This is a genomic window from Novosphingobium sp. KN65.2 (genome assembly GCF_001368935.1).
Taxonomy (GTDB): Bacteria; Pseudomonadota; Alphaproteobacteria; order Sphingomonadales; family Sphingomonadaceae; genus Novosphingobium; species Novosphingobium mathurense.
Genome location: NZ_CCBH010000142.1, coordinates 1 through 26207, shown reverse-complemented (window position 1 = coordinate 26207; position 26207 = coordinate 1). Strand labels below are relative to the sequence as shown.

Sequence of the window (26207 nt, the reverse complement as noted above, 5' to 3'; positions counted from 1 at the left end):
TCTTTGCGGGGATGATCCACGTCCCCGGCGGAACTTTCACGATGGGATCGGAGAACTTCTATCCCGAGGAAATGCCGCTGCGCCGGGTGAAGGTCGATCCGTTCTGGATCGACGAAACGCCCGTGACCAACCGCGAATTCGCCGACTTCGTCGAAGCGACCGGTTATGTCACCGTGGCCGAGATCGCCCCTGACCCGAAGGACTATCCGGGCATGTTGCCGGGCATGGACAAGGCGGGATCGCTGGTCTTCCACAAGACCGCGACGCCGGTCGACACCGGCAACCCGGCGAACTGGTGGTCGTTCGTCTTCGGTGCCTGCTGGCGCCACCCGCTCGGCCCCGACAGCAACCTCGACGATCTCTGGGATCACCCGGCGGTGCATATCGCCTTCGCCGATGCAGAGGCTTATGCGAAGTGGGCGGGCAAGGAACTGCCGACGGAGGCCGAGTTCGAATTCGCCGCGCGCGGCGGCCTCGAAGGCAGGGACTATGCCTGGGGCGATGAACTGGCGCCCGACGGGGCGATGATGGCGAATTACTGGCAGGGCCTGTTTCCCTTCGCCAACCAGTGCCTTGACGGGTGGGAGCGGACCTCTCCGGTCAAGAGCTTCCCGGCCAACGGCTACGGCCTCTACGACATGATCGGCAATACCTGGGAATGGACCACCGACTGGTGGTCCGAACGGCCGCAGACCGTGACCAAGAAGAAGCCGGGTGCCTGCTGCGTGCTGGAAAATCCGCGCGGCGGCAAGCTCAGGGACAGCTTCGATCCGGGCGAGCCGAATGTCAGGATCGGTCGCAAGGTCATCAAGGGCGGCTCGCACCTGTGCGCCGCCAACTACTGCCAGCGCTACCGGCCTGCCGCGCGCCACCCGGAAATGATCGACAGCGCCACGACGCATATCGGTTTCCGTTGCGTGGTGCGCGACAAGACCTGATCCGTCAGCGTCCCGGGTGAGCACGCACCCGGGTTCGCCAACCCATCCAGCGCGACAGCGGCGGCGCAATCCGCTTGAGCGCCCATTCGACGGCGACGGCCAGCGCCAGCGAGGCGCCGAACAGTGGCATGGCCAGCGCCAGCAGCACGACGAGACCGACGAGCGCCCAGCTGTGCCGGACCGGCGCAAGCCACGACGGCGCGCCGAGCATGTCGGCAGGCCGACGACGCCACCACAGCACCATGCCGGAAATCGACAGGGCGACCAGTCCCAGCAGCACCGCCAGGTTCAGCAACTGGTTGGCAAGGCCCCAAAAGGCCCCTTCGTGGATCGCCACCCCATAGCCGACGGTCCGGTCGATCCAGTGCCGGTCGGAAAAGCGCTCGATACCGATCAGCGTGCCATTGCCCGCAATCTCGGCGCTGTCGCGCTGCGGCCGGTCGGCGGCCTGGCTGCGCACCGTCCACGCCGCACCCGGCGCAGTGGGCGGACTGACTTCGACAGGCGCCGCAAAGTCCAAGGTTCCCGCTCGCCTGACGACCGCATCCAGAACAGGGCGCGGCATGGGCATGGCTTGCCCCATTGCCATGCCATGGTGCCTCGCGTGTTCGGCCATCGTCGCACGCATGGCGGCATCGGCGGCGGCCCGTTCGCGCGCATCGGCGGCAGACCCGGCCGACCAGTCCTGCTTGCCCGCAGCCGTTCCGGTTACCGAGCGGACCTGCCGCAGATAGTCTCCCCAGGCATTGGCCCAGGGCAGACCCGAGGCGATCAGGAACAGCGCGCCGAACGAGATCCACAGCCCGGTCACGGCATGGAGATCGCGCCAGAACACGCCCCTGCCCCTGCGCAGGCGAGGCCACAGCACGCCGCCCAGCCGCCCGCCGGTCTGTCGCGGCCACCACAGGAACAGCCCGGTCAAAAGCATGATCACGGTCCAGCAGGCCGCGGTCTCGACCAGCGCAGAGCCGCGATCCCCTGCCAGCAGTTCGCCGTGAAGGCGGAAGACGACGCGCATCAGCCGGTCCTGCTCGGCAACCTTGTGGAGTACCCTGCCCGTCTGCGGATGGACCCAGACCCGCGTTTCCTGCGCGTCCTTGCCGACAAGGATCTGCACCGCATCGCCAGCGGCCTCGGGCAGCACGTACTTGTGCAGGACCGAGCCCGGCACCGCCGCAACCGCATTCGCAGCCACGGCCCCGGGCGCGAGCATCGGTGCATCGCTGCTCGCGACCTGGCGATAGGGCGCATAGAGTGCGGCCTCGATCTGCGGCTTGAACAGGTAGATGCCACCAGTCACCGAAAGCCAGACGACAAACGGCACGCAGAACAGGCCGGCGTAGAAATGCCAGCGCCACACGGCACGATACCAGCGCTCGCGGCGCCTTTGCTGCGGCCCACTCACAGCGACCAACCCGCTTCGATCAGGAAGCTGCGCTGCGGATAGGGGTGATAGACCCAGGCCAGGTCATTGGTGATGTTGTCGGCCCCCGCGCTGAACCGCAGCCGCTCGGTCGCATGCCAGTTTATCCTCGCGTCCAGCGCGAAAAGTTCGGAAGTATAGCCGTAGGTATCGCCGCGTTGCTCGCCCAGCAGGTCGGTGTTGGGCCTGCTGGCATAGCGCATGCCAAGCGAGATCATCACCGGTTCGGCAATCCGGTAGCGCAAGTTCGCATTGACCCGCCAGCGCGGGATGCGCGGGAACTGCACGCCCTCGGCCGCCGGGGCAGCGGCATTGCGCACGGTAATCGAATCGATCCAGGCCAGGTTGGCATCGATGTCGAGCCCTGCAACCGCCACATCGTGCGCCTCGGCGATCAGTTCGAAACCGTACTGGCGGGTAACGTCGATATTCTTGAAGCTCGATGTGGTGACGCCGTTCCGGTTGAAGCCGGTGAAGGCAAAGATGGTGTTACTCACCCGCTGCCAGAAGGCTGAACCGGTCAGTTTCACCCGCCCGAAATCATGCGCGAGCAGGAGATTCGCATCGCTCGACCGTTCGGGCTTCAGCCCGGGATCGAAGCTGTCCTCGTTGAAGCTGCCATCCCCATCGAGACTGCCCTGGAACAGTTCGCCGACGGTGGGAAAGCGCGTGGCCCTGGCCAGGCTCAGCTGCAGCGTCGTTTGCGGGTCGATGGTCCATTCCAGCGCGGCCTTGGGCTGGAGCCCTGTCGCGTGGCGGCTGTCGTAACGCCCGGTGACCTGCTCGCCCGCAAGGGCCCCGGTGCCAATCCGCGAAAGTCCGCCATCATAGGCGCGCCAGTCCTCGAACCGCGTCCCGAAGGTCAGCGTGACCGGTTCGAATGGCACGCGCAGTTCCGCCCAGCCGGCCAGCGTCCGCGTCGTGCCGAAAGTGCGGGTCGAGAACGCCCTGTCCACATCGGTGCGCCAATGCGTGAGCGCATGGTTGGTAGCATCGGTGCGGTAGATGTTCGCGCTGGCCCCGCTGGCCAGCGTCGCAATGCCAAGATCGGCGTCCAGCGAAAGGTCGCCGGTCCACCAGTACGTCGGTCCCTGCCGCGCGAGCGTTCCGGGACCATTGGCCGCGCCGGTAGCATAGCCGCTGGATGTGAAGCTGTCCGAGCGCAGGATCTGGTAGGTCGAGACAGTGCCCCCCAGCGTGACCGCGTCCGAAAGCGGTGCGGCCAGCTTGAGCCCGGCCAGCAGTTCGTCGCGCACACTGCGCGACCACTTCGCCCCGCTCGCCTGATACGTCTTTCCCGCCAGCGAGACCGCCCCTTCGCAAACCCTGTTGCCCGCGGCATCGCGCAAGTAGCAGTCGGGTGCGGTCTGGCTGTCGAGGTTGTGCCAGTAGGCGAGCAGCAATTCGCCGGTCACCCCCGAAGCGCCGTCGTAACCGACGCGCAGCTTGGCCTGATCCTGCGTGATCGCCGCAGGGCTCTGCGCTGCGAAGATCGGTTTTGCAGGCGAACCCGGCGCAAAGGCCTGCCCCTGCCGCGGATCGATGACGGCACCGGTCACTTCGGTCGCAGGTTCAGTACTGCGCGATGCCGAGAGGCCGTAGAACATCTGCGGCTGGCCGTCGTTGCGGAAATGGCGGCCGGACACGCGCACCGACCAGGGTCCGTCCTCCTGACGGAAGCCGAAGCCGGCTTCGGCCGAATAGCCCCGATAAGTATCGTGCGTACCGAACTGGTCATAGCCCTGGGCCAGTCCCTGCACCGTGGCGAAGGCTTCCGTCTGCTTTGGCGAGCGGGTCGTGATGCTGACGAGTCCCCCCATCGAATTGCCCGCATAGCGCGCCGAGTAAGGACCATAGACGATGTCGAACTGCGCGACCTCGCCCGGACCGACCACGCCCCACTTGGGTGCGAAGGCAAAGGAGTTGCCGAGGAAGTTCGACACCGTGAAGCCGTCGACCATCACCAGCGTACGCGCGCTTTGGGTCGAATGGGTGCCCCGGAAGCCCGGCACGCCGTTTGAATCGCCGGCAAAGCGTTTGCGCACGAAGAAATCGGGCGCGTATTTCATCAGGTCCTCGACGTTCTGGGCGTTGATCCCGGCGAACTGTTCCTCGCCAAGGCTGACCGAAAGTCCGCGCGGTTCGATCGAGATGGCCGATACGTGCTGGCCGACGACCAGGATGGTGTTGCCGTGCTCCGCTTCCTCCCCGGCGTGAACGGCAAGGGGAAACAGGGCAAGCGGGGCCGCGCAAAGCGCAAGCATGGTCTTTGTCATGAAAAGAATCACCTGAACGGCACGCGTCGCGGCGCCTCCCGGGCGCGCAGGGCGTGCGGATCTTTATTCCTGAGCCGCAAGCCGTTCGAAGGAGCCACTGCGGCGCGAATCACGGATCAGGCGATGCGGGGTGGCCCCTGGCTGGGCGGGCGTATCTGCGCATCGATCGGGCGCAGGTCGAGCGGACGGCGCAGGATCGCGGCGACGAAGACGAAGAGCAGCGCGGCCAGCGCCAGCAGCGGCGGCGCCGATCCCAGTGCCGCCGCCCCCAGCGGCGCAAAGGCGCAAGGGTGGTCGGCAGACTTCGGCGCGTCGTCCTGCGAGCCCTTGCCCGGAATGTGGATCTTGACGGTCGTCCCGGCCGGTGCAGTGCCGGAGCACAGCGCGACGACAAGCTCGCTTCCGACCGGCGCGGGCATGTAGCCGACCGGCACGACTATCTTCAGGCAAAGCGCCACCGCCAACAGCAGCGCCGCGATCCCCGGCCAGCGCCGGATGAAGTGCCTGATAGTCCCCACGAGCCCGCCCCTAGCGGCAATTCCGCCAAGCGTCACGAGTGAAACCGCCTGTCTTGTGCTGTTGCTCAGTGCGCTTGATGACGGAGCCGCTGGCAGGAGGCACCGGTACGCAAACGCCAGTTCATCGCATGCCCCACGATCAGCAGAAGGCTTCCCGTCACGGTCAGGCTGACTTCGCCGCCATGCCCCATGCCCGGCATCAGCGCGAGGGCAAGACTTGCTACCCCCGCAAGGCCAAGCAGAACCGGCCATCGAGCGCCATGACGGCGATAGCCAAGCCAGAAGGCCGCCAATGCCACCGGACCGACCATCCCCATAGCCGCGAAGTGGAACGCGGGCGACTGCACGAAGAGCCCAAGGGCACCGGGCAGCAACAGCAGCAGGACCGGCAGCGCCAGGCAATGCACCAGGCACAGGAGCGAGGCAGAGACCGCAGCACCTTCGACGATATCGGTCCGGCGCTTACCGGCCGCGCAACTTCGATTTTGTACAGACATGATACGTAACGATATTCCTACTTGAGTGACGTTATATCATTACTTATTAGGCACGCCCTCTCATCCAGAAAAGGGGCCCAACTTGAAATTTCGTGCCTTGCTGCTTTCCGCAGCTTCCCTACCCGCGATCTCAGCGCCATCCGCCCATGCCGAGGAGGCGGGTGCAGGCTCGCGAATCGTCGTTACGGCCACGGCGTTCGAACAGAAGGCCAACGAAACCGCGACACCGGTAATCGTCCTGAGAGGCGACGACCTCGTCCATCGCCGCCAGGCCACGCTTGGCGACACGCTGGCCGGACAGCCGGGCATCAATTTCGACAATTTCGGCGGCGGTGCCAGCCGCCCGGTCATCCGCGGCCAGACCGCCCCGCGCGTCCAGTCGCTCTCGGACGGTGCGAACATTCAGGATGCATCGGCCATCTCGCCCGACCATGCCGTCACCGCCGAACCGCTTCTGCTGGACGGAATCGAAGTTCTGCGCGGCCCCTCCGCCCTGCTCTATGGCGGCGGCGCGATCGGCGGCGCGATCAACCTGATCGACAGCAAGATTCCCACAACGCTCCCCGAGGGAGGTCTCTCGGGCGTTGCCGAAGGCCGCCTCGGCACAGCCGATGACGAACGCTCACTGGTTGGCGGGCTGACTGCCGGAATCGGCCCTTTCGCATTCCATGTCGAAGGCGTCCGCCGTACCTCGGACGACTACCGCGTTCCCGAGAAGTTCGGCGACCGGCATGTCGCCGGTTCGTACAACGACAACTCGACATTCAGTGTCGGCGGCTCCTGGGTCGGACCGGACGGCTATCTCGGCGTCGCCTACACCCGCCAGCGCAGCGAATACGGTCTGCCCGGCCACAGCCACGAATACGAATCATGCCATCCGCACGGCACCAGCCTGCACTGCGGCAGCCACGATGATCATGACGATGATCATGATCATGATCACGGGCACGGGCATGATGAAGTCCCTTACGTGAAGCTGAGGAGCGAGCGCTTCGACATTCGCAGCGAATATCGCAACCCCCTGCCGGGCTTCGAGAAAGTGCGTCTGCGCATGGCCTTCACCGACTACGAGCATGACGAGCTCGAGCACGGCAAAATCTCCACGACCTTCCGCAATAAGGCGCACGACATCCGCTTCGAACTGACGCACAAGCCGCTGGCCGGCCTGCGCGGTATCTTCGGTGTCCAGCATTCCAGCAGCAAGTTCAGCGCCGTCGGTGAGGAAGCCTTCCTGCCGCAAAGCGATACCGAGAACACCGCAATGTTCCTGATGGAAACGCTGCAGGCCGGAAAGGTGCGCTTCGAACTGGCCGCGCGGCAGGAATGGCAGAGCATCGAGGCCACGCTCAACCGTCGTGTCACCCACCAGCCCTTGTCTATCTCCGGCGCGGCGATCTGGAATATCGGCAGCGACTATTCGCTCTCACTCTCGCTCGCCCGCTCGCAGCGGGCGCCCAACGCGCAGGAACTCTTCGCACGCGGCGTACACCTGGCAACCAACACGTATGAACTGGGCAGCGCCACCCTGGGCACGGAAACGGCGAAGTCGATCGACGTGACCCTGCGCAAGACCGCCGGGGCGACGACCTTCACGATCGGCGCCTACCACCAGGACTTCAGTGACTACATTTTCGCCGACACGCTGGACCGCCTGGAGGACTTCCGCCTGATTCGCTACACCGCCGCCGATGCCCGCTTCACGGGGATCGACGGCGAAGTGCGCCAGCAGATCACACCGGATTTCGCGCTGTCGATCTTCGGCGACTATGTGCGCGCTAGGCTGAAGGGCGGACTGGGCAACCTGCCCCGCATTCCAGCCGGGCGGCTGGGTGCCCGGACCGATGGTCGCTGGGGGCCGCTCAGCGCGGATCTCGAGTACTATCGCGTGTTCGAGCAAGGCAAAGTGGCCTCATTCGAGACGCGCACGCCCGGCTACGACATGGTCAACGCGACTTTGGCCTACAAGTTCGCACTCGGCCCGCAGGCCAATGCCGAACTGTTCGTGCGCGGCAATAACCTGACCAATGCCCTGGCGTTCAACCACGCTTCGTTCATCAAGCAGGCAGCGCCGCTGCGCGGCCGCAACTTCGCCTTCGGCGTGCGAAGCACGTTCTGACGGGAAAGCGCCCTCGCGGGCGCCGGGCGCGGCAGGTCTCTCCAGTCCCACGGCCTTCCGCGCCCGCCGTGTCGGCATGCCTTGCCCACACGCGCGAAAGGGGATCGGTCAGTCGCCGTCTTGGTGACTGACCCCATCCTTGGCCATTGTTCAGACTGTGCCACACCAACGCCACGCGACCCGTCCTGCGCGACGCACGACCGACTGCAGACCTGCCCCAATGGGCAGTTATCTCGCTGATTTTTAAGGAGAGGAACTGGAGCGGGCGAAGGGATTCGAACCCTCGACCCCAACCTTGGCAAGGTTGTGCTCTACCCCTGAGCTACGCCCGCTCTGACGTTCAAGGCCTTCCGTTTTTGCCGGTAGGCCCGGGGTGGAGGCGCGCCACTAGCAGTGCCTTTTGGGGGTGGCAAGAGGGAAATCGAAAATTTTTTCACCGGCTATGGCGAAGCAACGCAAAACCGGCATTTCCGACGTAATGACCCTTCACAAATGCTCGCAAAGTCCCGATCTATGCAACCGCAGCACAGTTTAGGAGCAAGCACTTTGGCCAGCATGGGTCTCAACCTCGACGAACAGAAGGCAGTGGACCGTTTTCGCCAGTCCGTTGTCGAACCCTCGATGACGCAGTTGGTGATTCTCGATTTCTGGGCAGAATGGTGCGGCCCGTGCAAGGCGCTCACGCCCGTGCTGGAAAAGGTTGCTGCCGAATATGCAGACAAGGGTGTGCTGCTTGCAAAAGTGAACGTGGACGAGGAGCAGTTCATTGCTTCGCAGTTCCAGGTCCGCTCGATCCCGACTGTCTATGCCATCTTCCGCGGCCAGCCGGTCGCCGACCTGACTGGCGCTCGCACCGAAACGCAGCTCAAGGCCACGCTCGACCAGCTGCTGGAGAAGCTTCCGGTCGAAGCCGGTGGCGCCGGGCCCCAAGCCGATCTCGCGCCGCTCCTTGCCATGGGCGAGGAAGCGCTTGCCGGCGGTGACGGCGAACGCGCCGCCAGCATCTTCATGCAGATCGTGGAAATGGCCCCGGACAACACCGAGGCGCTTTCCGGCCTGATTCGCAGCTTCGTTGCCGCGGATCGCCTTGAGGAAGCCGAGCAGGTACTGGGCAGCCTGACCCCCGAACTGGCGCAGGATTCGCATGTGGAGCGCGCACGCGCAGCCCTGCAGCTGGCCAAGGACAAGCCCGACGACAGCGAACTGGCTGCCTTGCGCGCCGCCGCGGCCGAACGTCCTGACGACATGGACGCACAGCTTGCTTTCGCCAATGCCGCCTTTGCCGCCGGTGAGCGCGAAGCGGCCGCCGATACGCTGCTGGCGATGATCCAGGCAGACCGCGAATGGAACGAAGGCGCCGCGCGCGCCAAGCTGCTCCAGATCTTCGAGGCTGTCGGTCTGGAAGATCCCTGGGTCTCGGCAACACGGCGCAAGCTCTCGACGATTCTGTTCGGCTGAGGCTCCGTGACGCGCATCACCATCTTTCCCCTGCCCGGGGTGGTTCTCTATCCGGGACTGCAGCTGCCGCTGCACATCTTTGAGCCGCGCTATCGGGCGATGATAAGTGATGCGCTCGCACGCGACCGGCTGATCGGCATGATCCAGCCTCAGCGCCCCGAGGAAGGCGCTCAGCTTTTCTCGATCGGCTGCCTTGGTCGCATCGGCGATGTCGAAGCGCTCGAGGACGGGCGCTTCAACATCATTCTCGAAGGCGAATCGCGCTTCCGCATCGTCAGGGAACTCGATGTGACGACCCCGTTCCGGCAGGTCGAGGCCGAACTGATCGAAGAAAACGAAGACGAAGCCCTCGCCCCGGTCGAGCGCGCCAGCTTCGAGCGCGAAGCGCGCCGCTTTGCCGACATGCAGGGCTATGCGGTGGACTGGGACCAGGTTGCCCGGCTCGATGACGTCTCGCTGATCAACGGCGTGTCACAGATCGCCCCGTTCGACCCGGCCGCCAAGCAGGCCCTGCTGGAAGCGGACGGGCTCAACGCGCGCTGCGAACTGCTCGTGCAGCTCATGCAGTTCTTCGGTCGCCACGGCGAAGGCGACGAAGAAGGCGTAACCCTCCAGTAAATGGCTTGCCGCGGCGGCTCAGGCTGCCGCGGGGAAGCCCAGCACGGCGGTGACGCCATCGATCACGTATTGCGCCGCCAAGGCGGCCAGCAACACGCCAAGCAGGCGGGTAATCACCGCCTCCACCTTGTCGCCCAGCACCCGCATCAACGGCCCTGCCGCAGCGAGCGCGGCAAAGCTGAGCAAAAGGACGAGCAACATCGCGGCGAGCACGGCAAAGGTCTGCTCGATACCTTGAGCGCGCGCGGTCAGCAGCATGATCGTGGCTATCGATCCCGGCCCGGCGAGCATCGGCATCGCCATCGGGAAGACCGACACGTCCTCGACTTCCGGCGTCGCCATGATCTTCTCGGCCCGCTCCTCACGGCGCTGGGTGCGCTTTTCGAACACCATTTCGGTGGCGATCATGAACAGCATGATGCCGCCTGCAATGCGAAAGGCATTGAGTTCGATGTGCAGCGCACCGAGCAGCTTTTCGCCGAACAGCGCGAATATGACGAGAATGATCGCGGCGATGACGCAGGCTCGGGCCGCCATCGCGATGGCCTGCCGGCGCGTGGCATCGGCCGAGAGACCGGCATAGATCGGCGCGCACCCGGGCGGATCGATGACGACGAACAGCGATACGAAAGCCGAAAGAAACAGCTCAAGCATGGTATTCTACCTGGCGTCCTCGGCACTGACTTTCAGGGAAAGCACAGGCTTCATCTCGCCATCCTTTCGCAATGACACGGTAAGGGTTCGGGCAAAGTCGGGTTCGACGTGGTAGGCCCAGGTCAGCGTGCCGTCTTCCGACGTGCCGCTGCCGTCCATGCCTGCGGCCTTGAGCGGAGCGCGGTCGCGGCCCTCTTCCTCGGGCTTGCCGCGAGAGGCCCCCGGCCATTGGCCGCGCCCCGGGCAGTCGGCCACGGAGGCGGATAGCATGAAGGGCTTGTCGAGCGGCTTGGCCAGCGGCGCGCCCTGATCGAGCACCCAGCGGTATTCGCCCTTCTTGTCCTGCTGCCAGATCGTCGTGAAGTATCCAGTCGTGCCGCCCGGCGCCTCGTAAGCCCCGCGGGTGACGCCAAGCGAGCCATCACAGCTCATCCAGACCTCGTACGGCTCCCACTGCAGGGGCTGCGCGGGATCGGAACGCCCGCCGAGCCAGGACCTCGCAAGGATCGGCTCCGGCACGAACATGATCGCGGATTCGTCCGAGGTCTTGCGGAAGGCGGTCCACTGCCCCTTGTCGCGCGCGAGGCGATTGAAGGCGATCTCGGCAGCCACCAGCGCGCTCGGATTGGCGGTGCCGGGGCCGGGCCGGCGACGCGGCTCGGCCAGAGCCGGGGATGCAAGCACCCCGGCCAGCGCCAGCAGCGCAAGACCGAGCGCGGCAGGCTTCAAATCGCGTTCTCGTCCAGCACGATGCCGGCATTGCGATGCGCGGCAACCAGGGTGTTGCGCAGGAGAACCGCAATCGTCATCGGCCCGACGCCGCCGGGTACCGGGGTGATCGCCCCGGCAACCTGCGAAGCCGAAGCGAAGTCGACGTCGCCGACGAGCTTCGTCTTGCCTTCCTCGGCCGCGGGAACGCGATTGATGCCCACGTCGATCACCGTCGCACCGGGCTTGATCCAGTCACCCTTGACCATTTCCGGCCGTCCCACGGCCGCCACGACGATGTCGGCGCGGCGCACGACCTCGGGAAGATCCTTGGTGCGGCTGTGCGCGACCGTCACCGTGCAGCTTTCCGCCGTGAGCAGCTGCGCCATCGGCTTGCCGACGATGTTGGAACGACCGATGACCACCGCATCGAGCCCCGAGAGCGAGCCGAGCCGGTCCTTGAGCAGCATCACGCAGCCCAGCGGCGTGCAGGGCACGAAGCCGGGCAGTCCGGTTGCCAGACGGCCGACATTGACGACGTGGAATCCATCGACGTCCTTGTCCGGATTGATCGTGGCGATGACCTTCTGCTCGTTCATGTGCGAAGGCAGCGGTAGCTGGACGAGAATGCCGTCCACGGCCGGGTCGGCATTGAGCTTTTCGACCAGCGCCAACAGATCGGCCTCGCCGGTATCTGCTGCCAGCTTGTGTTCGAAGCTGTTCATGCCGCAGGCAACCGTCTGCTTGCCCTTGTTGCGCACGTAAACCTGGCTTGCCGGGTCCTCGCCGACGAGAACCACTGCAAGGCCGGCCTTGCGTCCGGCCCTGGCCTCGAACTGCGAGGCGAATTCGGCAACGCGGCCGCGCAGGCCCTCGGCAAAGGCCTTGCCGTCGATGATTGCTGCTTCGCTCATCAGCCGTAGGCCCTTGCAAGATTGCCGAGAATGATCTGGAGGATGGTGAGCCCGATAATCAGGATCATCGGCGAGAAATCGATCGCCCCGGTGCTCGGCATCAGGCGCCTGATCGGCCGCAACAGCGGTTCAAGCAGGGCATTGAGGGCCTGGTAGACCGACGCCACGAACTGGTTGTGCATGTTGACCACGTTGAAGGCGATCAGCAGGCCCAGCACGAACTGCACGATCACCACGAACACGATGATGTTCACGAGGTAATCGATGATTTGATAAAGAGTGTAGAAGAGCAAGTCCTGCTCCCTTTCTTCTGGAACTGGCGCTGCGGCTGATAGCCGAGCAGGCGCGGGGGGAGCAAGGCCGCTGTCTGCAGCGGCCCGATGCCCGCCGACGAAAGTCTATTGCGGCAGGGTTGAAGTGCGCTCGATCCGCCAGTTGAGCTGCTCCTCGCTGGCTCCCGGCACATCGTTTACCCGGCGCAGTACGATCGTACCGCGGCGCGAGGGGCGCCCATCGGCGAAGTCGACCACCATTGGCGCTTCATAATACAGCGAACCGGCCGCGCCCGAGGTATCGCCCTTGCCGACGGCGATCTTCGGTCCGGCATTGCCGCCGAACTCCGCTCCGAGCTTCTCGGGCGTCATCTGCGCATCGAGGCTCCAGGCGCGGGCCGCGTCGGCCCAGTCGCCGATGCGGATGGCATTGGTGTAGAAACGCAGCAGGCGTTCGGGATCGCGGCGCTCCTTCAGAGCCGCCATGTCGAGACCGGCGGCCAGACCGGCAGAAGCCGCCCCGGAGGCATCGGCGGAAGGCACTTCCTGAACCATGGCCCCTTCGCTTGGCTCGCCGCTGATGCTGGCGGAAGGCTCGGCCATCGGCGGCTCCCTGTCGCAGGCGGAGAGCAGCAGCACGCTCGCCGTGAGCGCGGTGGCAAAAGCGGCTTTGAGATGCATGGTTTCAGAGATGCCTTTCAGACCCTTGGTCCCCTTCGCAAAAATCCTAGCCTGCGCGGATGAGCGTGCCGGCACCTTCCTGCGTGAAAATTTCCAATAACATGGCATGCGATACCCGTCCGTCAAGGACAACGGCGGCTTCACACCCAGCTTCCACGGCATGGACGCAGGTTTCGAGCTTCGGGATCATCCCTCCCGAGATGGTGCCGTCCTTCTGCAGGCGGTCGATGTCGGCCGGGCGCAGGTCGGTCAACAGTTCGCCCTGCTTGTCGAGAACGCCGTGCACGTCAGTCAGCAGGAACAGGCGCGCCGCGCCCAGCGCCGCCGCGATCGAGCCCGCCATAGTATCGGCGTTGACGTTGTAGGTCTCGCCATTGGGGCCCGGCGCGATCGGCGCGATGACCGGAATCATGCCTGCTGCAGAAATCGATTCGATCACGCTGGTGTCGATCCTGTCGGGCTCGCCGACGAAGCCGAGATCGACCACGCGCTCGATATTGCTGTCCGGGTCCTTGCTGGTGCGCTGCACCTTTCGGGCCGTAACGAGACCGCCGTCCTTGCCGGACAGGCCCATCGCGCGACCGCCGGCCTTGGCGATCCAGCCCACGATCTCCTTGTTGATCGCACCCGAAAGGACCATTTCAGCCACTTCGGCAGTCGCCTTGTCGGTAACGCGCAGCCCGTCGACGAACTGGCTTTCCACCCCGACCTTCTTGAGCATAGCCCCGATCTGCGGGCCGCCACCGTGGACGACCACGGGATTGATGCCCACCGCCTTGAGCAGGACGACGTCTTCGGCGAAATCGTGCGCCAGTTCGGGATCGCCCATGGCATGGCCGCCATACTTCACGACGAACGTGCGACCTGCGTAACGCTGCAGGTAAGGCAGCGCGTCTACAAGCGTTTCGGCCTTGGCGAGGAGCGAGGGATCGTGGGGATTCGGCATGGGGTGCGCTTTAACGCGCCTGCGCGCGATTTGAAGCATTTTCGGCGCTTCCGTCCAGAAAACGGCCGAGTTTCACGACGATCCAGATCACGATCGGGACCACGACGGCCGAGAGCACGACCTTGGCAAGCGCCTGCCCGACCAGAATCCCGAAAATCTCACGCACGCCGTAGAACGAGATGGTGATGAAGATCATCGTGTCGACGATCTGCGAGAGCGCCGCGGCGATGAAGCCGCGCAAGCCCGCGAAGCGCCCGGTCGCGGCGCGTAGCCTGGAGAAAATCCAGATATTGAGTGTGAGCGAGACCGCATAGGCGCAGATCCCCGCCGCCATCATCCGGCCCGACTGCCCCAGGATGACCGGAAAGGCGGCCTTGGCCGGCTCGTACATACCCGGATCGGTCGGCAGTTGCAGCACGAAGAAGGTCAGCGCGATCGCCATGACCAGCGGCACCAGTCCGAAGCGCGCCAGCCGGTTCGCGATGTCCTTGCCGTAGAGTTCGGCAATGCCGCTCGACGTCGCCACCAGGGTGAGGAAGGGAAAGATGCCCGCCTCCACCGCAAGCGGCCCGATCGACACCTGCTTGGCGCCCAGCACGCCGCCCAGTGTCACCATGCCGCCATAAATCAGCGAGAAGAGCATGAGGCCCGGCGGACAGTTGCGCGATTGCGGCGAGGACGGCGTAATCATGGGCGGATGATCTAACCGCTCGTCCTCGCAATTGCACTAGCCGCCGTTACCGCAGGACATTAGGTTTGCCGGGTTTTTTGCCCTCCTACGGAGAAATGCGCCGAATGCACGTTGCCTACAGCCTGATCGGCATTGCTCTCATCGTCGCTGTCGCATTCCTCTTCTCCACAGATCGAACGGCCATCCGCCTGCGCGTGGTCGGCGCGGCCTTTGCGCTGCAGGCGGGCTTTGCCGCCCTCGTCCTTTACGTGCCCTTCGGCCGGTCGCTGCTGAATGGCGCATCGCGCGGCGTGAGCAACCTGCTCGGCTATGCCCATGCCGGGGTGGAGTTCCTGTTCGGCCCCCTCGCCCGGCCCGAGATCGGCGGCACCAGCTTTGCGATCTCGGCGCTGCCGGTCATCATCTTCTTCGCCTCGCTGATCTCGATCCTCTACTACCTGCGGATCATGCCGCTGGTGATCCGCTGGATCGGCGGCGCGCTGGAGAAAGTGACCGGGATCAGCAAGGTCGAGAGCCTGTGTGCGGCCTCCAACATCTTCGTCGGGCAGAGCGAGAGCCCACTGGTCATCCGCCCCTACATCGCCGGGCTGACGCCCTCGCAGCTGTTCTGCGTGATGACGGTGGGCCTGGCCGGTGTCGCCGGCACGATCCTGGCGGCCTACGCCAGCATGGGCATCCGCATCGACTATCTCGTGGCCGCCGCCTTCATGTCGGCGCCGGGCGGCATCTTCATGGCCAAGATGATCATGCCCGATCCGCGCAGCCTGACGCTTGCCCAAGAAGACGCCGCGCTCGAAGCCGCGGCCTGCGGCGCACAGGCAGAAGTGCCGCATGACGAGGAACGCCCCGCCAATCTCATCATGGCCGCATCGCAAGGCGCACAGACCGGCGTGAAGCTGGCGGTCGCGGTCGGCGCGATGGTCCTTGCCTTCGTTGCCCTGATCGCGCTGGCCAATGGCGTGGTCGGCTGGGCGGCTGACCTGATGGGCTACCGGGACGTCACCTTCCAGTCGCTGCTGGGCTACCTGCTCGCGCCGGTCTTCTACCTGCTCGCCACGCCCGACTGGCACGAGGCAATCCAGGCAGGCAGCCTGTTCGGCACCAAGATCGTGCTCAACGAATTCGTCGCCTTCATCGACCTTGGCAGCGCGGCGGGCCTGTCCGCGCGCACTGTCGCCGTCGTCACTTTCGCGCTGTGCGGCTTTGCCAATTTCTCCTCGATCGCGATCCAGATGGCGGTGACCGGCGGTCTTGCCCCCAACCAGCGCCCGGTGATCGCGCGCCTGGGACTGCGCGCGCTGGCGGCGGGCAGCCTGTCCAACCTGATGAGCGCGGCGCTGGCCGGCCTGTTCCTCGGTCTTGGCTGAGAAAAGGCGGGAAACCGGGCCTTCGCCGCCCTTACAACTTGCGCGAGCACCTCAAAATCAACGTCTTGCGCGTCACGGGTATTACAGGCAGCATTGCGGGCGGCCATCATGGAGGATTACCATGGATGAAATGAAGCCCACTCCGACGCCTGCAAATTCCGGCTTCGAATTCAATAATCCGACGATCATCAGCCTGCTTTATCTTGCCTCGTTCATGACCGGGGTGACGGCGATCATCGGCATCGTCCTTGCATTTGTGTGGCGCAACGAACCGAAAGCGGACTGGGAAGTTTCGCATTACCACTACCTGATCAATACGTTCTGGATCGGACTGGCGGGCTCTGTCCTGGGCTTCATGCTCATGATCGTGCTGATCGGCTTCCTGATCCTGCCCGCCGTGGCCGTACTGGTGATCGTGCGCAGCGTGATGAGCCTTCTCAACGCGCAGAAACACGCGCCGATGCCCAATCCCTCGACGTGGCTGGCCTGATCCGGATCGACTGAAGAAAAAGGAGCGTCGCGACCAAGCCGTGACGCTCCGTCATGACGCTCCATTGCACTCCTGCGACAAGCGTTTCGCAGGGAGTGGCAGCGCCGCCCGGACGGGGATTCGCGCTGTCCGGGCGGCGCCTGGCCGGCTCTGGCGCCGGCTTTCACAGGCGCGTCCTCCGGCACGAGTCGCAGGAACTGGCTTGCCTTTTCCTGCCGAATTCGGCTGCACCCTTGTTCCGACGTTTCAACGCCCGGTACAATCCCAAGGTTGCAGGAATAGGGCACCAACGGCCCGGTAATTGCGACCCGTGTCTTTCATGTCACAGGCAGCGTGGCGATTTTGCACTGCAGCATGGCAGGCGCATGAGACAGCCGCGCTCGTCGCTGCCCCACCCACGAGATTTGGCGGCCCACCGACTTGTCGCAGCGGGCCGGCCTTGCCGGATTACTCCGCCGCTTGCGTACCACCGAACATGTCGGGTTCGCTGCCGTCGTCGAGTTCGTCGACGTCGTTGGCCTTGGCCTTGCGGCGCTGGTCGAAGTTCGTCCAGACATCGTTCCAGTTGCCCCGGGTCGCGCCCTTCGAATACTCGGTGGCGCGGGTTTCAAAGAAGTTGGCGTGCTCGACGCCGTTGAGCAGCGGCTGCAGCCAGGGCAGCGGGTGCTCGTCGATCAGGTAGATCGGCTTGAGGCCAAGCTGGCCGAGACGCCAGTCAGCGATGTAGCGGATGTACTTCTTGATGTCCTTGGCAGTCATGCCCGGAACCGGACCCAGTTCGAAGGCCAGGTCGATGAAGTTGTCTTCCAGCCGCACGGTGGTCTGGCACTGGTCGGCGATGTCTTCCTTCACCGCCTTGGTCAGACAGTCGCGCTCCTTGGTGAAGGCGTGGAACAGGCGGGTGATGCCCTCGCAGTGCAGCGATTCGTCGCGCACCGACCACGAGACGATCTGCCCCATGCCCTTCATCTTGTTGAAGCGCGGGAAGTTCATCAGCATCGCGAAGCTGGCGAAGAGCTGCACGCCTTCGGTAAAACCGCCGAACATGGCGAGCGTGCGGGCGATGTCCTCATCGCTGTCGACGCCGAAGCGCTGCAGGTAGTCGTGCTTGTCCTTGAGCTCGGCATATTCGAGGAACATGCCGTACTCGCTCTCGGGCATGCCGATGGTGTCGAGCAGGTGCGAATAGGCCGCGATGTGCACCGTCTCCATGTTGGAGAAGGCGGTGAGCATCATCTTGATCTCGGTCGGCTTGAACACCCGCGCGTACTTGTCGTGGTAGCAGTCCTGCACCTCGACGTCGGCCTGGGTGAAGAAGCGGAAGATCTGCGTGAGCAGGTTACGCTCATGCTCCGACAGCTTCTGCGCCCAGTCCCGGCAGTCCTCGCCCAACGGCACTTCCTCGGGCAGCCAGTGCACCTGCTGCTGGAGCTTCCAGTAGTCGTAAGCCCAGGGATATTCGAAGGGCTTGTAGGTCTTGCGGGCTTCGAGAAGGGGCATGGGCGACTCACTCCGGGCATCGATTGATCATTGGCCCGGTCGATTCGGCCAGCCGGATCGGCGGCTCAGCAGGACTTTCCGGGTCGAAAACGCTTTCGCCCGCAGTGACATGACCCGAGCGAAGGACGGCACGATAACCAAAATCGTCCGCTATTGCAGATGGGTACATCGACATATTCACAGCGAAGTTTTCGTACATCTAGCGGCATGACGAATATGGGGACGCTAGCCCTAGTATTCCAGAGCCGATCCACCCCGCCCATGTGCGACGCGACTCGTGCTCGCTCCTCGGCTTTGCCCTTTGCGCGGCGCGCGGATGCACGGGCAGGAACCCCGAAGGCTCCCCGAACATTATCATGGTATAGCGGAGCCGGCTTTTCTGCCGCTACCCATCAGGAGAAATCCCGTGACACAGCCAAGACCTGAGGAAACCGCCTGGACGACGGTCGTGGGGACGATCCGCAAGGGCATGCGGGTAATCAATCCCGACGGCTCCTGCATCGGTATCGTGTCCGGCATGAAGGGAGAGGAGATCTTCCTCGAAGGGACATCGGACGATCGGGCGCAGGACTTCATCGTCATCACCCAGGTCGACGGCGTCGACGAGACGAGCGTCCTCCTGTCCGGGCGCGGGGATGCCACCTTCGGCCTTGGCAGCACCCCCTGAGCCTCACTTCCAGAACCAGCGCGGATTGAGCGAGCGGCTCTTCCGGTTGCGCCACATCTGCACGTAGAGCCACAGGCCCGAGATCGAGAAGAAGATCAGGGTCAGGCCGGAGAGCACCGAAATCAGCGTGCCGATCGGGCCGAAGCTTTCACCCGAGTGGAGGTGATGGAACAGGCCGGTCAGCGAACGGATCCCGCCGGCATCGCCGCGTGGCGGCATGCACCGCCAGCCTTCGGGGCATTCGAAGCCCACCGGCGGCGTGGCCGCAGCCTGCGCCGCGGCATCGGACGCGCCGCTCGGCCAGAGCACGGCAACCTGGCTCAGGACCCCGGTGACGGCGATCCAGAGCATGAAGACGCCAAAGAAAACGGAAAGCCATCGGTGCCATTTGCGCATTGTCGTATCTGTTCCTGAAACTGGTGTTGGGAGAGGAATTGTCGGACGGGATCCCATCGCATTCGGCCCGTCGATCTCAAGCCACAAATTGTCGCAAATGGTAAAAGTTGCACACTTCGCCGACATGTTCCGGCAATGCCGTTTCCCGTCGTGCACCTGCGACACGATTACTTGCATTGCGGGATCATAACTGACTGACGCAGGTCGGGAATTCGCCCCCACTGCACCGCGAACAGCGCCGATTTCTGCGCCGTTTCGGCATCGAAGCCGCAAAAGACGGCGGGGAAAACTCCACCACCGGCCGCCACTGCAGGCTATCGGCCACAGTCAAACGGCACTAAAGGACCTGTCAAAATCCCATGAAAATCGGGCGTCGCGTGCAAAAGTGGGTATCTGGAAGAAATTCGAACGATTTTTCAGGTGGTTGATCTTGCCGGTCATCCTCGACAGGGCCACGCGCCCTGGCGCGGCGCCGATCAATGCCGACCTGCTGCCCGTACCCGGCGGCGAGACGCGTTTCCTTTTCCTGCACGGCAAGGGTGAATTCCGCCACGAGATCGTGCGCACATCGCACTATCAGCCGGAACTGAAGGCGATCGCCGGCAATGGCGATGCCCTGCGCCGCAAACACGAATGCATTGCCACGCTCGACCTTGACGAGGATCACACGAACAGCCGGGGCGACGTCACGGTCACGATCGATGAAGTTGTAATTGGCTATTGCCCGCGCACCCTGACCACGCAGTTTCGCGAATGGCTCAAGCGCTGGCACCTCTCGCACGCGATGGTGAAGTGCAGCGCGGTGATCGTGACGGTCGTCGACCGCAGCGGCGGCAACGGGCCCAACTACCGGGTGAAGATCGACATCGAACTGCCGTTCCGCATGACCGTGGAGTAATCCGTGGCGGCGGGATGCACTGCCTGAACAGACCGCACCCACCTTTGCCAAAGCCCAAACGAAAACGGCCCCCGGATTTCCGGAGGCCGCTTCCGCTGGGTGTCCGTGTCGGGGGCGCTGATGAACGCCCCTGACAATCCCCTTACTGGCAGGCGAGGCACTCGTCGTAGTCGGTCGTCTCGCCGATCTCGAACTTGGGTGCCTCCTTGGTGTTGTCCGCTTCCACGCCGCCGGCGAAACCGGCACGCTGCACCGACTTCGAGCGCAGGTAGTAGAGCGACTTGATGCCCCTTTCCCACGCCTGGAAGTGCAGCATCATCAGGTCCCACTTGTCGACGTCGGCCGGGATGAACAGGTTCAGCGACTGGGCCTGGTCGATATAGGGCGTGCGGTCGGCCGCGAATTCGAGCAGCCAACGCTGGTCGATCTCGAAGCTGGTCTTGTAGATCGCCTTTTCCTCCGGCGAGAGGAAGTCGAGCTGCTGGACCGAACCGCCATGCTCGAGGATCGAGTTCCACACGTTGGCGGAGTCCTTCGACTTCGAGGCCAGCAGCTTCTGCAAGTAGGGGTTCTTCACCACGAAGGAGCCCGAGAGCGTCTTGTGGGTGTAGATGTTGGCCGGGATCGGCTCGATACAGGCCGAAGTGCCGCCGCAGATGATCGAGATCGACGCGGTCGGCGCGATCGCCATCTTGCAGCTGAAACGTTCCATCACGCCCTGGTCGGCCGCGTCCGGGCACGGACCGCGTTCCTTGGCGAGCATCATCGAAGCCTCGTTGGCCTTCTGGTTGATGTACTGGAACATCTGCAGGTTGAGCGCCTTGGCCATCGCACTTTCGAAGGCGATGCCTTTCTGCTGCAGGAACGAGTGGAAACCCATCACGCCCATGCCGACCGAACGTTCGCGCATGGCCGAGTACTTCGCGCGGGCCATCTCGTCCGGCGCGCGATCGATGTAGTCCTGCAGCACGTTGTCGAGGAAGCGCAGGACGTCTTCGACGAAGCGCTTTTCGCCCTTCCACTGGTCCCAGGTTTCCAGGTTGAGCGAGGACAGGCAGCACACCGCCGTACGGTCGTTGCCGAGGTGGTCGCGGCCCGTGGGCAGGGTGATTTCCGAGCAGAGGTTCGAGGTCGAGACCTTCAGGCCGAGATCGCGGTGATGCTTGGGCATCATGCGGTTCACGGTGTCGGAGAAGACGATGTAGGGCTCACCGGTGGCAAGGCGGGTCTCGACCAGCTTCTGGAACAGCGAGCGGGCATTGACCGAACCGCGCACCGAACCGTCGCGCGGGCTCTTGAGCTCGAATTCGCGACCGTCGCGCACGGCTTCCATGAACTCGTCGGTGAGCAGCACGCCGTGGTGCAGGTTGAGCGCCTTGCGGTTGAAGTCGCCCGAAGGCTTGCGTATCTCGAGGAACTCCTCGATCTCGGGGTGCGAGACATCGATGTAGCAAGCGGCCGAACCGCGGCGCAGCGAGCCCTGCGAGATCGCGAGGGTCAGCGAGTCCATCACGCGCACGAAGGGAATGATGCCGCTGGTCTTGCCATTGAGGCCGACCGGTTCGCCGATGCCGCGCACCGAACCCCAGTAAGTGCCGATGCCGCCGCCGCGCGAGGCGAGCCAGACGTTCTCGTTCCAGGTCGCGACGATGCCCTCAAGGCTGTCGTCGACCGAATTCAGGTAGCACGAGATCGGCAGTCCGCGCCCGGTGCCGCCGTTCGACAGGACCGGGGTGGCAGGCATGAACCACAGCTTCGAAATGTAGTCGTAAAGACGCTGCGCATGTTCCTGGTCGTCGGCATAGGCATCCGCGACGCGCGCAAAGATGTCCTGATACTTCTCGCCGGGCAGCAGGTAGCGGTCGTCGAGCGTTTCCTTGCCGAAGTCGGTCAGAAGCGCATCGCGGCTTTCGTCCGTGACGATCGTGAAACGGCGGTCATGGATGGTCTTCGAATCGCTCTTGCGCGGCGCCTTCGCCGCGTCGACCAGATCTGCGGTGGCGATGTCGGTTTTTTCCATGGCGACTGCCGGGCCCTTGCCCGTCTCCTTGTTCTGTTTGCTCGCGTCCCGTGCCTCTACGGCACTGTCCGTATCCGAAGCCACCGCCCCGACATGTTCCACGTCAGCACTTTCCACGACCGCGTCGCTTTCGTTCCTGAAATCCACTTTTCGCCCCCGTGTCATCGCACTTGTCATCGAACTGCCCGAAAGCAGCTTCATCTCTTCCGCATCGGCCAGGCGGTACCGTCACGAGTCGGCGGGCATCTGCATCCCCGTCTACCAGATACGGTACAAAAAGAGAACGGAATTACCCGTTCCGCCTTGGTCCTTGAGGCTTCCGGTCGGCTTTCATACTGGGACTCGCCGCTTGGCGGATCAAGACCCACCAACTTGCGATCCCTCTAGGTATTGAGCCCCGGCCGCCGTCGCGACACAACCCATAGTGCCTGTTCTGAATTTCTCTGCAAGAGGGGCACCCCTGAAGCGAAGACTTTCCCACCGAACCGCTGGACAGCCCCGCCGCTCTCGCGACGCGTGGAAAGTCCTTCACCCGCGTCTCTGGCAAGTCCGAATGTCATGCCCGCACGGAAAAATTTTTCCCCAGTAATCTGACGACGAACGGAATCAGGAATACGACGAAACGAGTTCCCCTAAGCCCTGCCCGTGCCCCGATCTTGTCTGTCACCGCTTTCGCAGGCAAGCCGGGACACAATGCAACCGTCTTGTCTTTCAACGGTTATAAGGCCGCCTGACGCGAAAGCAGGCTGGCAGGAGGGAACCGGAATCATGCTCAACATCATCGGCGCCATCATCAGCGGCCTCGTCATCGGCGTTCTGGCGCGTTTCTTCTACCCGGGCGCGGTCGACATGGGCTGGATCGCCACGATTCTGCTGGGCATCGGCGGCTCGCTCGTCGCCGGGCTGGTTTCCAGCCGCGGGCAGAGCGATTTCAGCCGCGCCGGCTGCCTCGCCTCGATCATCGGCGCGATCGTGCTGATCTTCCTCGGTCGGCTGCTCGGAATCGGCACCTGATCACGGGTGCCTGCAGCGCGCATCGCTCCCCCGCCTGCGCGGGAATGACGCAAGAGGAGTGCGTACCCGGGCCCCGCCTCTCTAGGGAACCAGCACCGTGTCCTCAGCGACCGGAAGCGTCTCGGGGTAATCGAGCGTGTAGTGCAGGCCGCGGCTCTCGTGACGCCGCAGCGCCGAATCCACGATCAGTTCCGCCGATTGCAGCAGGTTGCGCAGTTCGACGAGATCGGTCGAGACGCGGAAGTGGCGGTAATATTCCTCCACTTCGCCATTGAGCATCTGGATGCGGTGCATCGCACGTTCCAGCCGCTTGGTGGTGCGCACGATGCCGACGTAGTTCCACATAAACCGGCGAATCTCGGTCCAGTTCTGCTTGATGACGACTTCCTCGTCCGAATCGGTGACGCGGCTCTCGTCCCAGTCGCGAATCGGCGGCGGGGCATCGAAAGCGTCCCAGTGGTCGAGAATGTGCGCGGCTGCCGCCTCGCCGAAGACGAAGCATTCGAGCAGCGAATTGGACGCAAGGCGATTCGCCCCGTGCAACCCGCTTTCGGTGCATTCGCCCGCGGCATAGAGCCCGGGCAGGTCGGTCCGTCCGTCCAGATCCACCAGCACGCCGCCGCAGGTGTAGTGCTGCGCCGGCACCACCGGGATCGGCTCCCTGGTCATGTCGATGCCCAGCGAGATCAGCTTCTCGTAGATGTTCGGGAAGTGCTCCTTCACGAACTCGGGCGGACGGTGGCTGATGTCGAGGTGGACATAGTCGAGGCCATAGCGCTTGATCTGGTCGTCGATCGCGCGGGCTACCACGTCGCGCGGCGCCAGTTCGGCGCGCTCGTCATAGTCGGGCATGAAGCGACGCCCGGTGACCGGGTGCCTGAGATGTCCGCCTTCGCCGCGCACCGCCTCGGTAATAAGGAAGTTCTTGACCTCCAGATTGTAGAGGCAGGTCGGGTGGAACTGCATCATCTCCATGTTGGAGACGCGTGCACCGGCACGCCAGGCCATGGCGATCCCGTCCCCGGTGGCGCCGCGCGGCGCAGTACTGAACCGATAGACGCGCCCCGCCCCGCCGGTGGCGAGCACCGTGGCACGCGCCGTATAGGCCTCGACGTGGCCGGTTTCCTCGTTGAGTGCATAGACGCCCCAGATGCGTCCCGAACCGGAATAGCGCATCTCGTGCCGCCCGGTTATAAGGTCGATGCACGAACGGCCCGGCAGCAGGGTAATGTTGGGGCTGTCCTCGGCAGCCTTGAGCAGCGCCTGCTGCACGGCCCAGCCGGTGGCATCGTTGACGTGGACGATGCGGCGATGGGAATGGCCGCCTTCCCGCGTCAGGTGCAGCGCATCGCCTTCCATGTTGAACGGCACGCCCAGCTCGACCAGCCGCCCGATCGCGCTCGGCGCGCGCTCGACGACGTATTCGACCGTCTCCAGCCGGTTGAGGCCCGCACCGGCGACCATCGTGTCACGGATATGCTCTTCGAAGGTGTCTCCGGCATCCAGCACGGCTGCGATGCCGCCCTGCGCCCAGGCGGTGGAGCCACCGGTCAACTGGCCCTTGGCGAGGACCAGAACCTTGAGCTTCGAGGCCAGTGCCAGCGCGGCGGTAAGGCCCGCTGCCCCTGAACCAATGACGACGACATCGTATTGCACGCTACTGCGATCTGACGGTTCCATCCCGCCTCATTGGCGAGAGACGCGCCCAATCGCAATAACCTGCCGGTAGATAGCCTGTCTTTTTGGCTGTTCCGCCCCCTGCCCTCCTACAAGGGCAGGTCAGGCTGCCTGGCTGGTAAGGCTGACGAAGACGTCCTCGAGATCGGCTTCGCGAGTCGTCACGTCGACGATCGAGAACCCCTGCGCCTGCACCGCCGAGAGGATCTCGCCGGCATTGGCGCGGTCCTTGTCGTACGTGATCTCGAGAATGCGTTCGCCGCTCGTCTCGCACTTCACGAAGCCGGGGTGGCTGGGCAGTTCGGTCAGGTCGCGATCGAGCGTGAGCACCAGGATCTTCTCGCGTGCCATGCCCACCAGTTCGCGGGTCGGCTTGTTGGCGATCAGTTCGCCGTGATTGATGATGGCGATGCGGTCGCACAGTTCCTCGGCTTCCTCGAGGTAGTGCGTGGTGAGCACGATCGTCACGCCTTCGCGGTTCATCTCGGTAACCAGTTCCCAGAGCTGGCGGCGCAATTCCACGTCGACACCCGCGGTCGGCTCGTCGAGCACCAGCACCGGCGGCTGATGGACAAGCGCCTTGGCGATGAGCAGACGGCGCTTCATCCCGCCAGACAGCGTGCGCGCATAGGCATCGCGCTTGTCCGCGAGGTGGACGGCGCGCAGCAGTTCCTCGCTGCGGCGCAAATGCTTGGCGATGCCGTAGAGGCCCGCCTGGATCTCCAGCACCTCGTAAGGCGTGAAGAAGGGATCGAAGACGATCTCCTGCGGGACGATACCGATCGAACGCTTTGCATTGCGCTGGTCCCGATCGATGTCGAAGCCCCAGATATCGATCGAACCGGAGGTCTTGCGAACGAGGCCCGCCATGATGTTGATCAGCGTCGACTTGCCCGCGCCGTTGGGGCCGAGCAGACCGAAGATCCCGCCTTCCGGAACATCGAAGGAAACGCCCTTGAGGGCCAGCTTGCCCTCGCCGCCACCGGCCGGGGCGTAGCGCTTCTTGAGGTCGCGAATGGAGATGGCGGGGGCTGAAGTGCTGGTCATTCCTGCGCATTTGGGGGAAGTTGCTTCCCGGGTAAAGCCCCGGCTGGCAAGGCGGTATGCGAAGCCCCTTCCCCGGACCATGCAAGATCTTCCCACACGCGGTTGCGAATCTGCGCCGTTCCCGGCTGGAAATGGCCCGCACTCGCTGCTAATGGCGCAGCTCATGAGCAACGCGCCCGAAACCGTCTACACCGATTCCCATCGCGTCTCCTGCGACGGGGCTTCCGACATCCGCGCCAACGGCGCCTACAAGCCCGCAGCGCTGGGCCATCCGCGCGTGTGGATGGAGATCGACGAAAAGGGTTATGTCGAATGCGGCTATTGCGATCGCCGCTTCGTCCTGAAGGGCGGCCCGGCCGACCGGCAGGCAGCCTGATCGGCACTCGTTCCCCCCCCCCGCCCGGGCGGCCCCCCCCCTCAA

General features: G+C 64.2%; 26 protein-coding genes and 1 tRNA gene. 10 read left to right on the top strand and 17 right to left on the bottom strand.

Translation table 11 applies throughout. From position 1 onward, the window contains the following. The first annotated feature begins 11 nt into the window (after positions 1-11). The gene (locus SPHV1_RS07685) at positions 12-938 is read left to right on the top strand and encodes a formylglycine-generating enzyme family protein (RefSeq protein ID WP_054945553.1); all 927 of its coding nucleotides are present in this window, start codon (positions 12-14) and stop codon (positions 936-938) included. A gap of 4 nt (positions 939-942) precedes the next feature. On the opposite strand, the gene SPHV1_RS07680 is transcribed toward SPHV1_RS07685, so the two are convergent. From SPHV1_RS07680 to SPHV1_RS07665, 4 genes are all read right to left on the bottom strand, one after another. After that, positions 943-2343: a PepSY domain-containing protein gene (locus SPHV1_RS07680; protein ID WP_054945449.1), complete on the bottom strand. Its 1401-nt coding sequence runs from the start codon at positions 2341-2343 to the stop codon at positions 943-945. Then, on the bottom strand, positions 2340-4637 hold the full coding sequence (locus tag SPHV1_RS07675; protein WP_054945448.1) for a TonB-dependent receptor: 2298 nt from the start codon (positions 4635-4637) through the stop codon (positions 2340-2342). The genes SPHV1_RS07680 and SPHV1_RS07675 overlap by 4 nt, the downstream gene beginning before the upstream one ends. 116 nt (positions 4638-4753) lie before the next feature. Continuing rightward, positions 4754-5155 carry a hypothetical protein gene (locus SPHV1_RS07670; protein WP_054945447.1) on the bottom strand — a complete coding sequence of 134 codons (402 nt, stop codon included), beginning with the start codon at positions 5153-5155 and terminating at the stop codon, positions 4754-4756. A gap of 65 nt (positions 5156-5220) precedes the next feature. Next, positions 5221-5652, bottom strand: a complete 432-nt coding sequence (locus SPHV1_RS07665) for a MerC domain-containing protein (RefSeq protein ID WP_054945446.1) — start codon at positions 5650-5652, stop codon at positions 5221-5223. Between the two features lie 82 nt (positions 5653-5734). On the opposite strand from SPHV1_RS07665, the gene SPHV1_RS07660 reads away from it, so the two are divergent. After that, positions 5735-7768 carry a TonB-dependent receptor domain-containing protein gene (locus SPHV1_RS07660; protein WP_054945445.1) on the top strand — a complete coding sequence of 678 codons (2034 nt, stop codon included), beginning with the start codon at positions 5735-5737 and terminating at the stop codon, positions 7766-7768. 257 nt (positions 7769-8025) lie between these two features. On the opposite strand, the gene SPHV1_RS07655 is transcribed toward SPHV1_RS07660, so the two are convergent. Beyond that, positions 8026-8100, bottom strand: a tRNA-Gly gene (locus tag SPHV1_RS07655). 223 nt (positions 8101-8323) lie between these two features. Between SPHV1_RS07655 and trxA the strand changes: the two genes are divergently transcribed. Both trxA and SPHV1_RS07645 read left to right on the top strand, forming a co-directional pair. Then, positions 8324-9226: a thioredoxin gene (trxA, locus tag SPHV1_RS07650; protein ID WP_054945444.1), complete on the top strand. Its 903-nt coding sequence runs from the start codon at positions 8324-8326 to the stop codon at positions 9224-9226. Between the two features lie 6 nt (positions 9227-9232). Further along, a complete protein-coding gene (locus tag SPHV1_RS07645) occupies positions 9233-9844 on the top strand; it encodes an LON peptidase substrate-binding domain-containing protein (protein WP_054945443.1) in 612 nt (203 codons plus the stop codon). A gap of 18 nt (positions 9845-9862) precedes the next feature. Here SPHV1_RS07645 and SPHV1_RS07640 read toward each other — a convergent pair whose 3' ends face one another. The 7 genes from SPHV1_RS07640 to SPHV1_RS07610 form a co-directional block, all read right to left on the bottom strand. Then, positions 9863-10498, bottom strand: a complete 636-nt coding sequence (locus tag SPHV1_RS07640) for a MarC family protein (RefSeq protein ID WP_054945442.1) — start codon at positions 10496-10498, stop codon at positions 9863-9865. A gap of 6 nt (positions 10499-10504) precedes the next feature. After that, positions 10505-11227 (bottom strand): hypothetical protein, encoded by a 723-nt coding sequence (locus SPHV1_RS07635; protein ID WP_054945441.1) that lies wholly within the window; start codon positions 11225-11227, stop codon positions 10505-10507. Further along, positions 11224-12120, bottom strand: a complete 897-nt coding sequence (gene folD / locus SPHV1_RS07630; RefSeq protein WP_054945440.1) for a bifunctional methylenetetrahydrofolate dehydrogenase/methenyltetrahydrofolate cyclohydrolase FolD — start codon at positions 12118-12120, stop codon at positions 11224-11226. The genes SPHV1_RS07635 and folD overlap by 4 nt, the downstream gene beginning before the upstream one ends. Continuing rightward, entirely contained in the window at positions 12120-12413 is a 294-nt protein-coding gene (locus tag SPHV1_RS07625) for a YggT family protein (RefSeq protein WP_054945439.1), read from the bottom strand. Before SPHV1_RS07625 ends, folD begins: the two co-directional genes overlap by 1 nt. 105 nt (positions 12414-12518) lie before the next feature. Then, the gene (locus SPHV1_RS07620) at positions 12519-13073 is read right to left on the bottom strand and encodes a hypothetical protein (RefSeq protein WP_054945552.1); all 555 of its coding nucleotides are present in this window, start codon (positions 13071-13073) and stop codon (positions 12519-12521) included. A 46-nt stretch (positions 13074-13119) separates the two neighbouring features. After that, positions 13120-14019 carry an acetylglutamate kinase gene (gene argB, locus SPHV1_RS07615; RefSeq protein WP_007012364.1) on the bottom strand — a complete coding sequence of 300 codons (900 nt, stop codon included), beginning with the start codon at positions 14017-14019 and terminating at the stop codon, positions 13120-13122. A gap of 10 nt (positions 14020-14029) precedes the next feature. Further along, positions 14030-14710: a queuosine precursor transporter gene (locus tag SPHV1_RS07610; RefSeq protein ID WP_054945438.1), complete on the bottom strand. Its 681-nt coding sequence runs from the start codon at positions 14708-14710 to the stop codon at positions 14030-14032. Between the two features lie 104 nt (positions 14711-14814). On the opposite strand from SPHV1_RS07610, the gene SPHV1_RS07605 reads away from it, so the two are divergent. Together SPHV1_RS07605 and SPHV1_RS07600 are read left to right on the top strand one after the other, a co-directional pair. After that, positions 14815-16077, top strand: coding sequence for a NupC/NupG family nucleoside CNT transporter (locus SPHV1_RS07605; RefSeq protein ID WP_054945437.1), 1263 nt, complete (start codon positions 14815-14817; stop codon positions 16075-16077). A gap of 121 nt (positions 16078-16198) precedes the next feature. Next, complete coding sequence (locus SPHV1_RS07600) at positions 16199-16567, top strand: hypothetical protein (RefSeq protein WP_054945436.1); 369 nt, start codon at positions 16199-16201, stop codon at positions 16565-16567. A gap of 447 nt (positions 16568-17014) precedes the next feature. Here SPHV1_RS07600 and SPHV1_RS07595 read toward each other — a convergent pair whose 3' ends face one another. Further along, a complete protein-coding gene (locus tag SPHV1_RS07595; protein ID WP_054945435.1) occupies positions 17015-18067 on the bottom strand; it encodes a ribonucleotide-diphosphate reductase subunit beta in 1053 nt (350 codons plus the stop codon). A gap of 406 nt (positions 18068-18473) precedes the next feature. Here SPHV1_RS07595 and SPHV1_RS07585 point away from each other — a divergent pair, with 406 nt between their 5' ends. Then, positions 18474-18734 carry a DUF2171 domain-containing protein gene (locus SPHV1_RS07585; RefSeq protein ID WP_054945433.1) on the top strand — a complete coding sequence of 87 codons (261 nt, stop codon included), beginning with the start codon at positions 18474-18476 and terminating at the stop codon, positions 18732-18734. Positions 18735-18737: 3 nt separating this feature from the next. On the opposite strand, the gene SPHV1_RS07580 is transcribed toward SPHV1_RS07585, so the two are convergent. Next, entirely contained in the window at positions 18738-19130 is a 393-nt protein-coding gene (locus SPHV1_RS07580; protein WP_054945432.1) for a PepSY domain-containing protein, read from the bottom strand. A 430-nt stretch (positions 19131-19560) separates the two neighbouring features. Here SPHV1_RS07580 and SPHV1_RS07575 point away from each other — a divergent pair, with 430 nt between their 5' ends. After that, positions 19561-20028, top strand: coding sequence for a hypothetical protein (locus SPHV1_RS07575; RefSeq protein ID WP_231634577.1), 468 nt, complete (start codon positions 19561-19563; stop codon positions 20026-20028). Between the two features lie 142 nt (positions 20029-20170). Here SPHV1_RS07575 and SPHV1_RS07570 read toward each other — a convergent pair whose 3' ends face one another. Continuing rightward, a complete protein-coding gene (locus tag SPHV1_RS07570) occupies positions 20171-22213 on the bottom strand; it encodes a ribonucleoside-diphosphate reductase subunit alpha (protein WP_156367285.1) in 2043 nt (680 codons plus the stop codon). Positions 22214-22816: 603 nt separating this feature from the next. Between SPHV1_RS07570 and SPHV1_RS07565 the strand changes: the two genes are divergently transcribed. Next, positions 22817-23062: a GlsB/YeaQ/YmgE family stress response membrane protein gene (locus SPHV1_RS07565; protein ID WP_054945430.1), complete on the top strand. Its 246-nt coding sequence runs from the start codon at positions 22817-22819 to the stop codon at positions 23060-23062. Positions 23063-23143: 81 nt separating this feature from the next. Here SPHV1_RS07565 and nadB read toward each other — a convergent pair whose 3' ends face one another. Beyond that, positions 23144-24742 (bottom strand): L-aspartate oxidase, encoded by a 1599-nt coding sequence (nadB, locus tag SPHV1_RS07560; protein WP_054945429.1) that lies wholly within the window; start codon positions 24740-24742, stop codon positions 23144-23146. Between the two features lie 99 nt (positions 24743-24841). Then, complete coding sequence (locus SPHV1_RS07555; RefSeq protein ID WP_054945428.1) at positions 24842-25786, bottom strand: ABC transporter ATP-binding protein; 945 nt, start codon at positions 25784-25786, stop codon at positions 24842-24844. Between the two features lie 163 nt (positions 25787-25949). Between SPHV1_RS07555 and SPHV1_RS07550 the strand changes: the two genes are divergently transcribed. Beyond that, positions 25950-26162, top strand: coding sequence for a zinc-finger domain-containing protein (locus SPHV1_RS07550; RefSeq protein ID WP_054945550.1), 213 nt, complete (start codon positions 25950-25952; stop codon positions 26160-26162). Positions 26163-26207 lie beyond the last annotated feature (45 nt).

Bases quoted from the DNA above. Each gene is read 5' to 3' on its own strand.
- SPHV1_RS07610 (WP_054945438.1), bottom strand. From the start codon at position 14,710: ATGATTACGCCGTCCTCGCCGCAATCGCGCAACTGTCCGCCGGGCCTC.
- SPHV1_RS07605 (WP_054945437.1), top strand. From the start codon at position 14,815: ATGCACGTTGCCTACAGCCTGATCGGCATTGCTCTCATCGTCGCTGTC.
- argB (WP_007012364.1), bottom strand. From the start codon at position 14,019: ATGCCGAATCCCCACGATCCCTCGCTCCTCGCCAAGGCCGAAACGCTT.
- folD (WP_054945440.1), bottom strand. From the start codon at position 12,120: ATGAGCGAAGCAGCAATCATCGACGGCAAGGCCTTTGCCGAGGGCCTG.
- SPHV1_RS07580 (WP_054945432.1), bottom strand. From the start codon at position 19,130: ATGCGCAAATGGCACCGATGGCTTTCCGTTTTCTTTGGCGTCTTCATG.
- trxA (WP_054945444.1), top strand. From the start codon at position 8,324: ATGGGTCTCAACCTCGACGAACAGAAGGCAGTGGACCGTTTTCGCCAG.
- SPHV1_RS07620 (WP_054945552.1), bottom strand. From the start codon at position 13,073: ATGCATCTCAAAGCCGCTTTTGCCACCGCGCTCACGGCGAGCGTGCTG.
- SPHV1_RS07570 (WP_156367285.1), bottom strand. From the start codon at position 22,213: ATGACACGGGGGCGAAAAGTGGATTTCAGGAACGAAAGCGACGCGGTC.
- SPHV1_RS07550 (WP_054945550.1), top strand. From the start codon at position 25,950: ATGAGCAACGCGCCCGAAACCGTCTACACCGATTCCCATCGCGTCTCC.
- SPHV1_RS07595 (WP_054945435.1), bottom strand. From the start codon at position 18,067: ATGCCCCTTCTCGAAGCCCGCAAGACCTACAAGCCCTTCGAATATCCC.
- SPHV1_RS07640 (WP_054945442.1), bottom strand. From the start codon at position 10,498: ATGCTTGAGCTGTTTCTTTCGGCTTTCGTATCGCTGTTCGTCGTCATC.
- SPHV1_RS07675 (WP_054945448.1), bottom strand. From the start codon at position 4,637: ATGACAAAGACCATGCTTGCGCTTTGCGCGGCCCCGCTTGCCCTGTTT.
- SPHV1_RS07600 (WP_054945436.1), top strand. From the start codon at position 16,199: ATGGATGAAATGAAGCCCACTCCGACGCCTGCAAATTCCGGCTTCGAA.
- SPHV1_RS07555 (WP_054945428.1), bottom strand. From the start codon at position 25,786: ATGACCAGCACTTCAGCCCCCGCCATCTCCATTCGCGACCTCAAGAAG.
- nadB (WP_054945429.1), bottom strand. From the start codon at position 24,742: ATGGAACCGTCAGATCGCAGTAGCGTGCAATACGATGTCGTCGTCATT.
- SPHV1_RS07685 (WP_054945553.1), top strand. From the start codon at position 12: ATGATCCACGTCCCCGGCGGAACTTTCACGATGGGATCGGAGAACTTC.
- SPHV1_RS07565 (WP_054945430.1), top strand. From the start codon at position 22,817: ATGCTCAACATCATCGGCGCCATCATCAGCGGCCTCGTCATCGGCGTT.
- SPHV1_RS07665 (WP_054945446.1), bottom strand. From the start codon at position 5,652: ATGTCTGTACAAAATCGAAGTTGCGCGGCCGGTAAGCGCCGGACCGAT.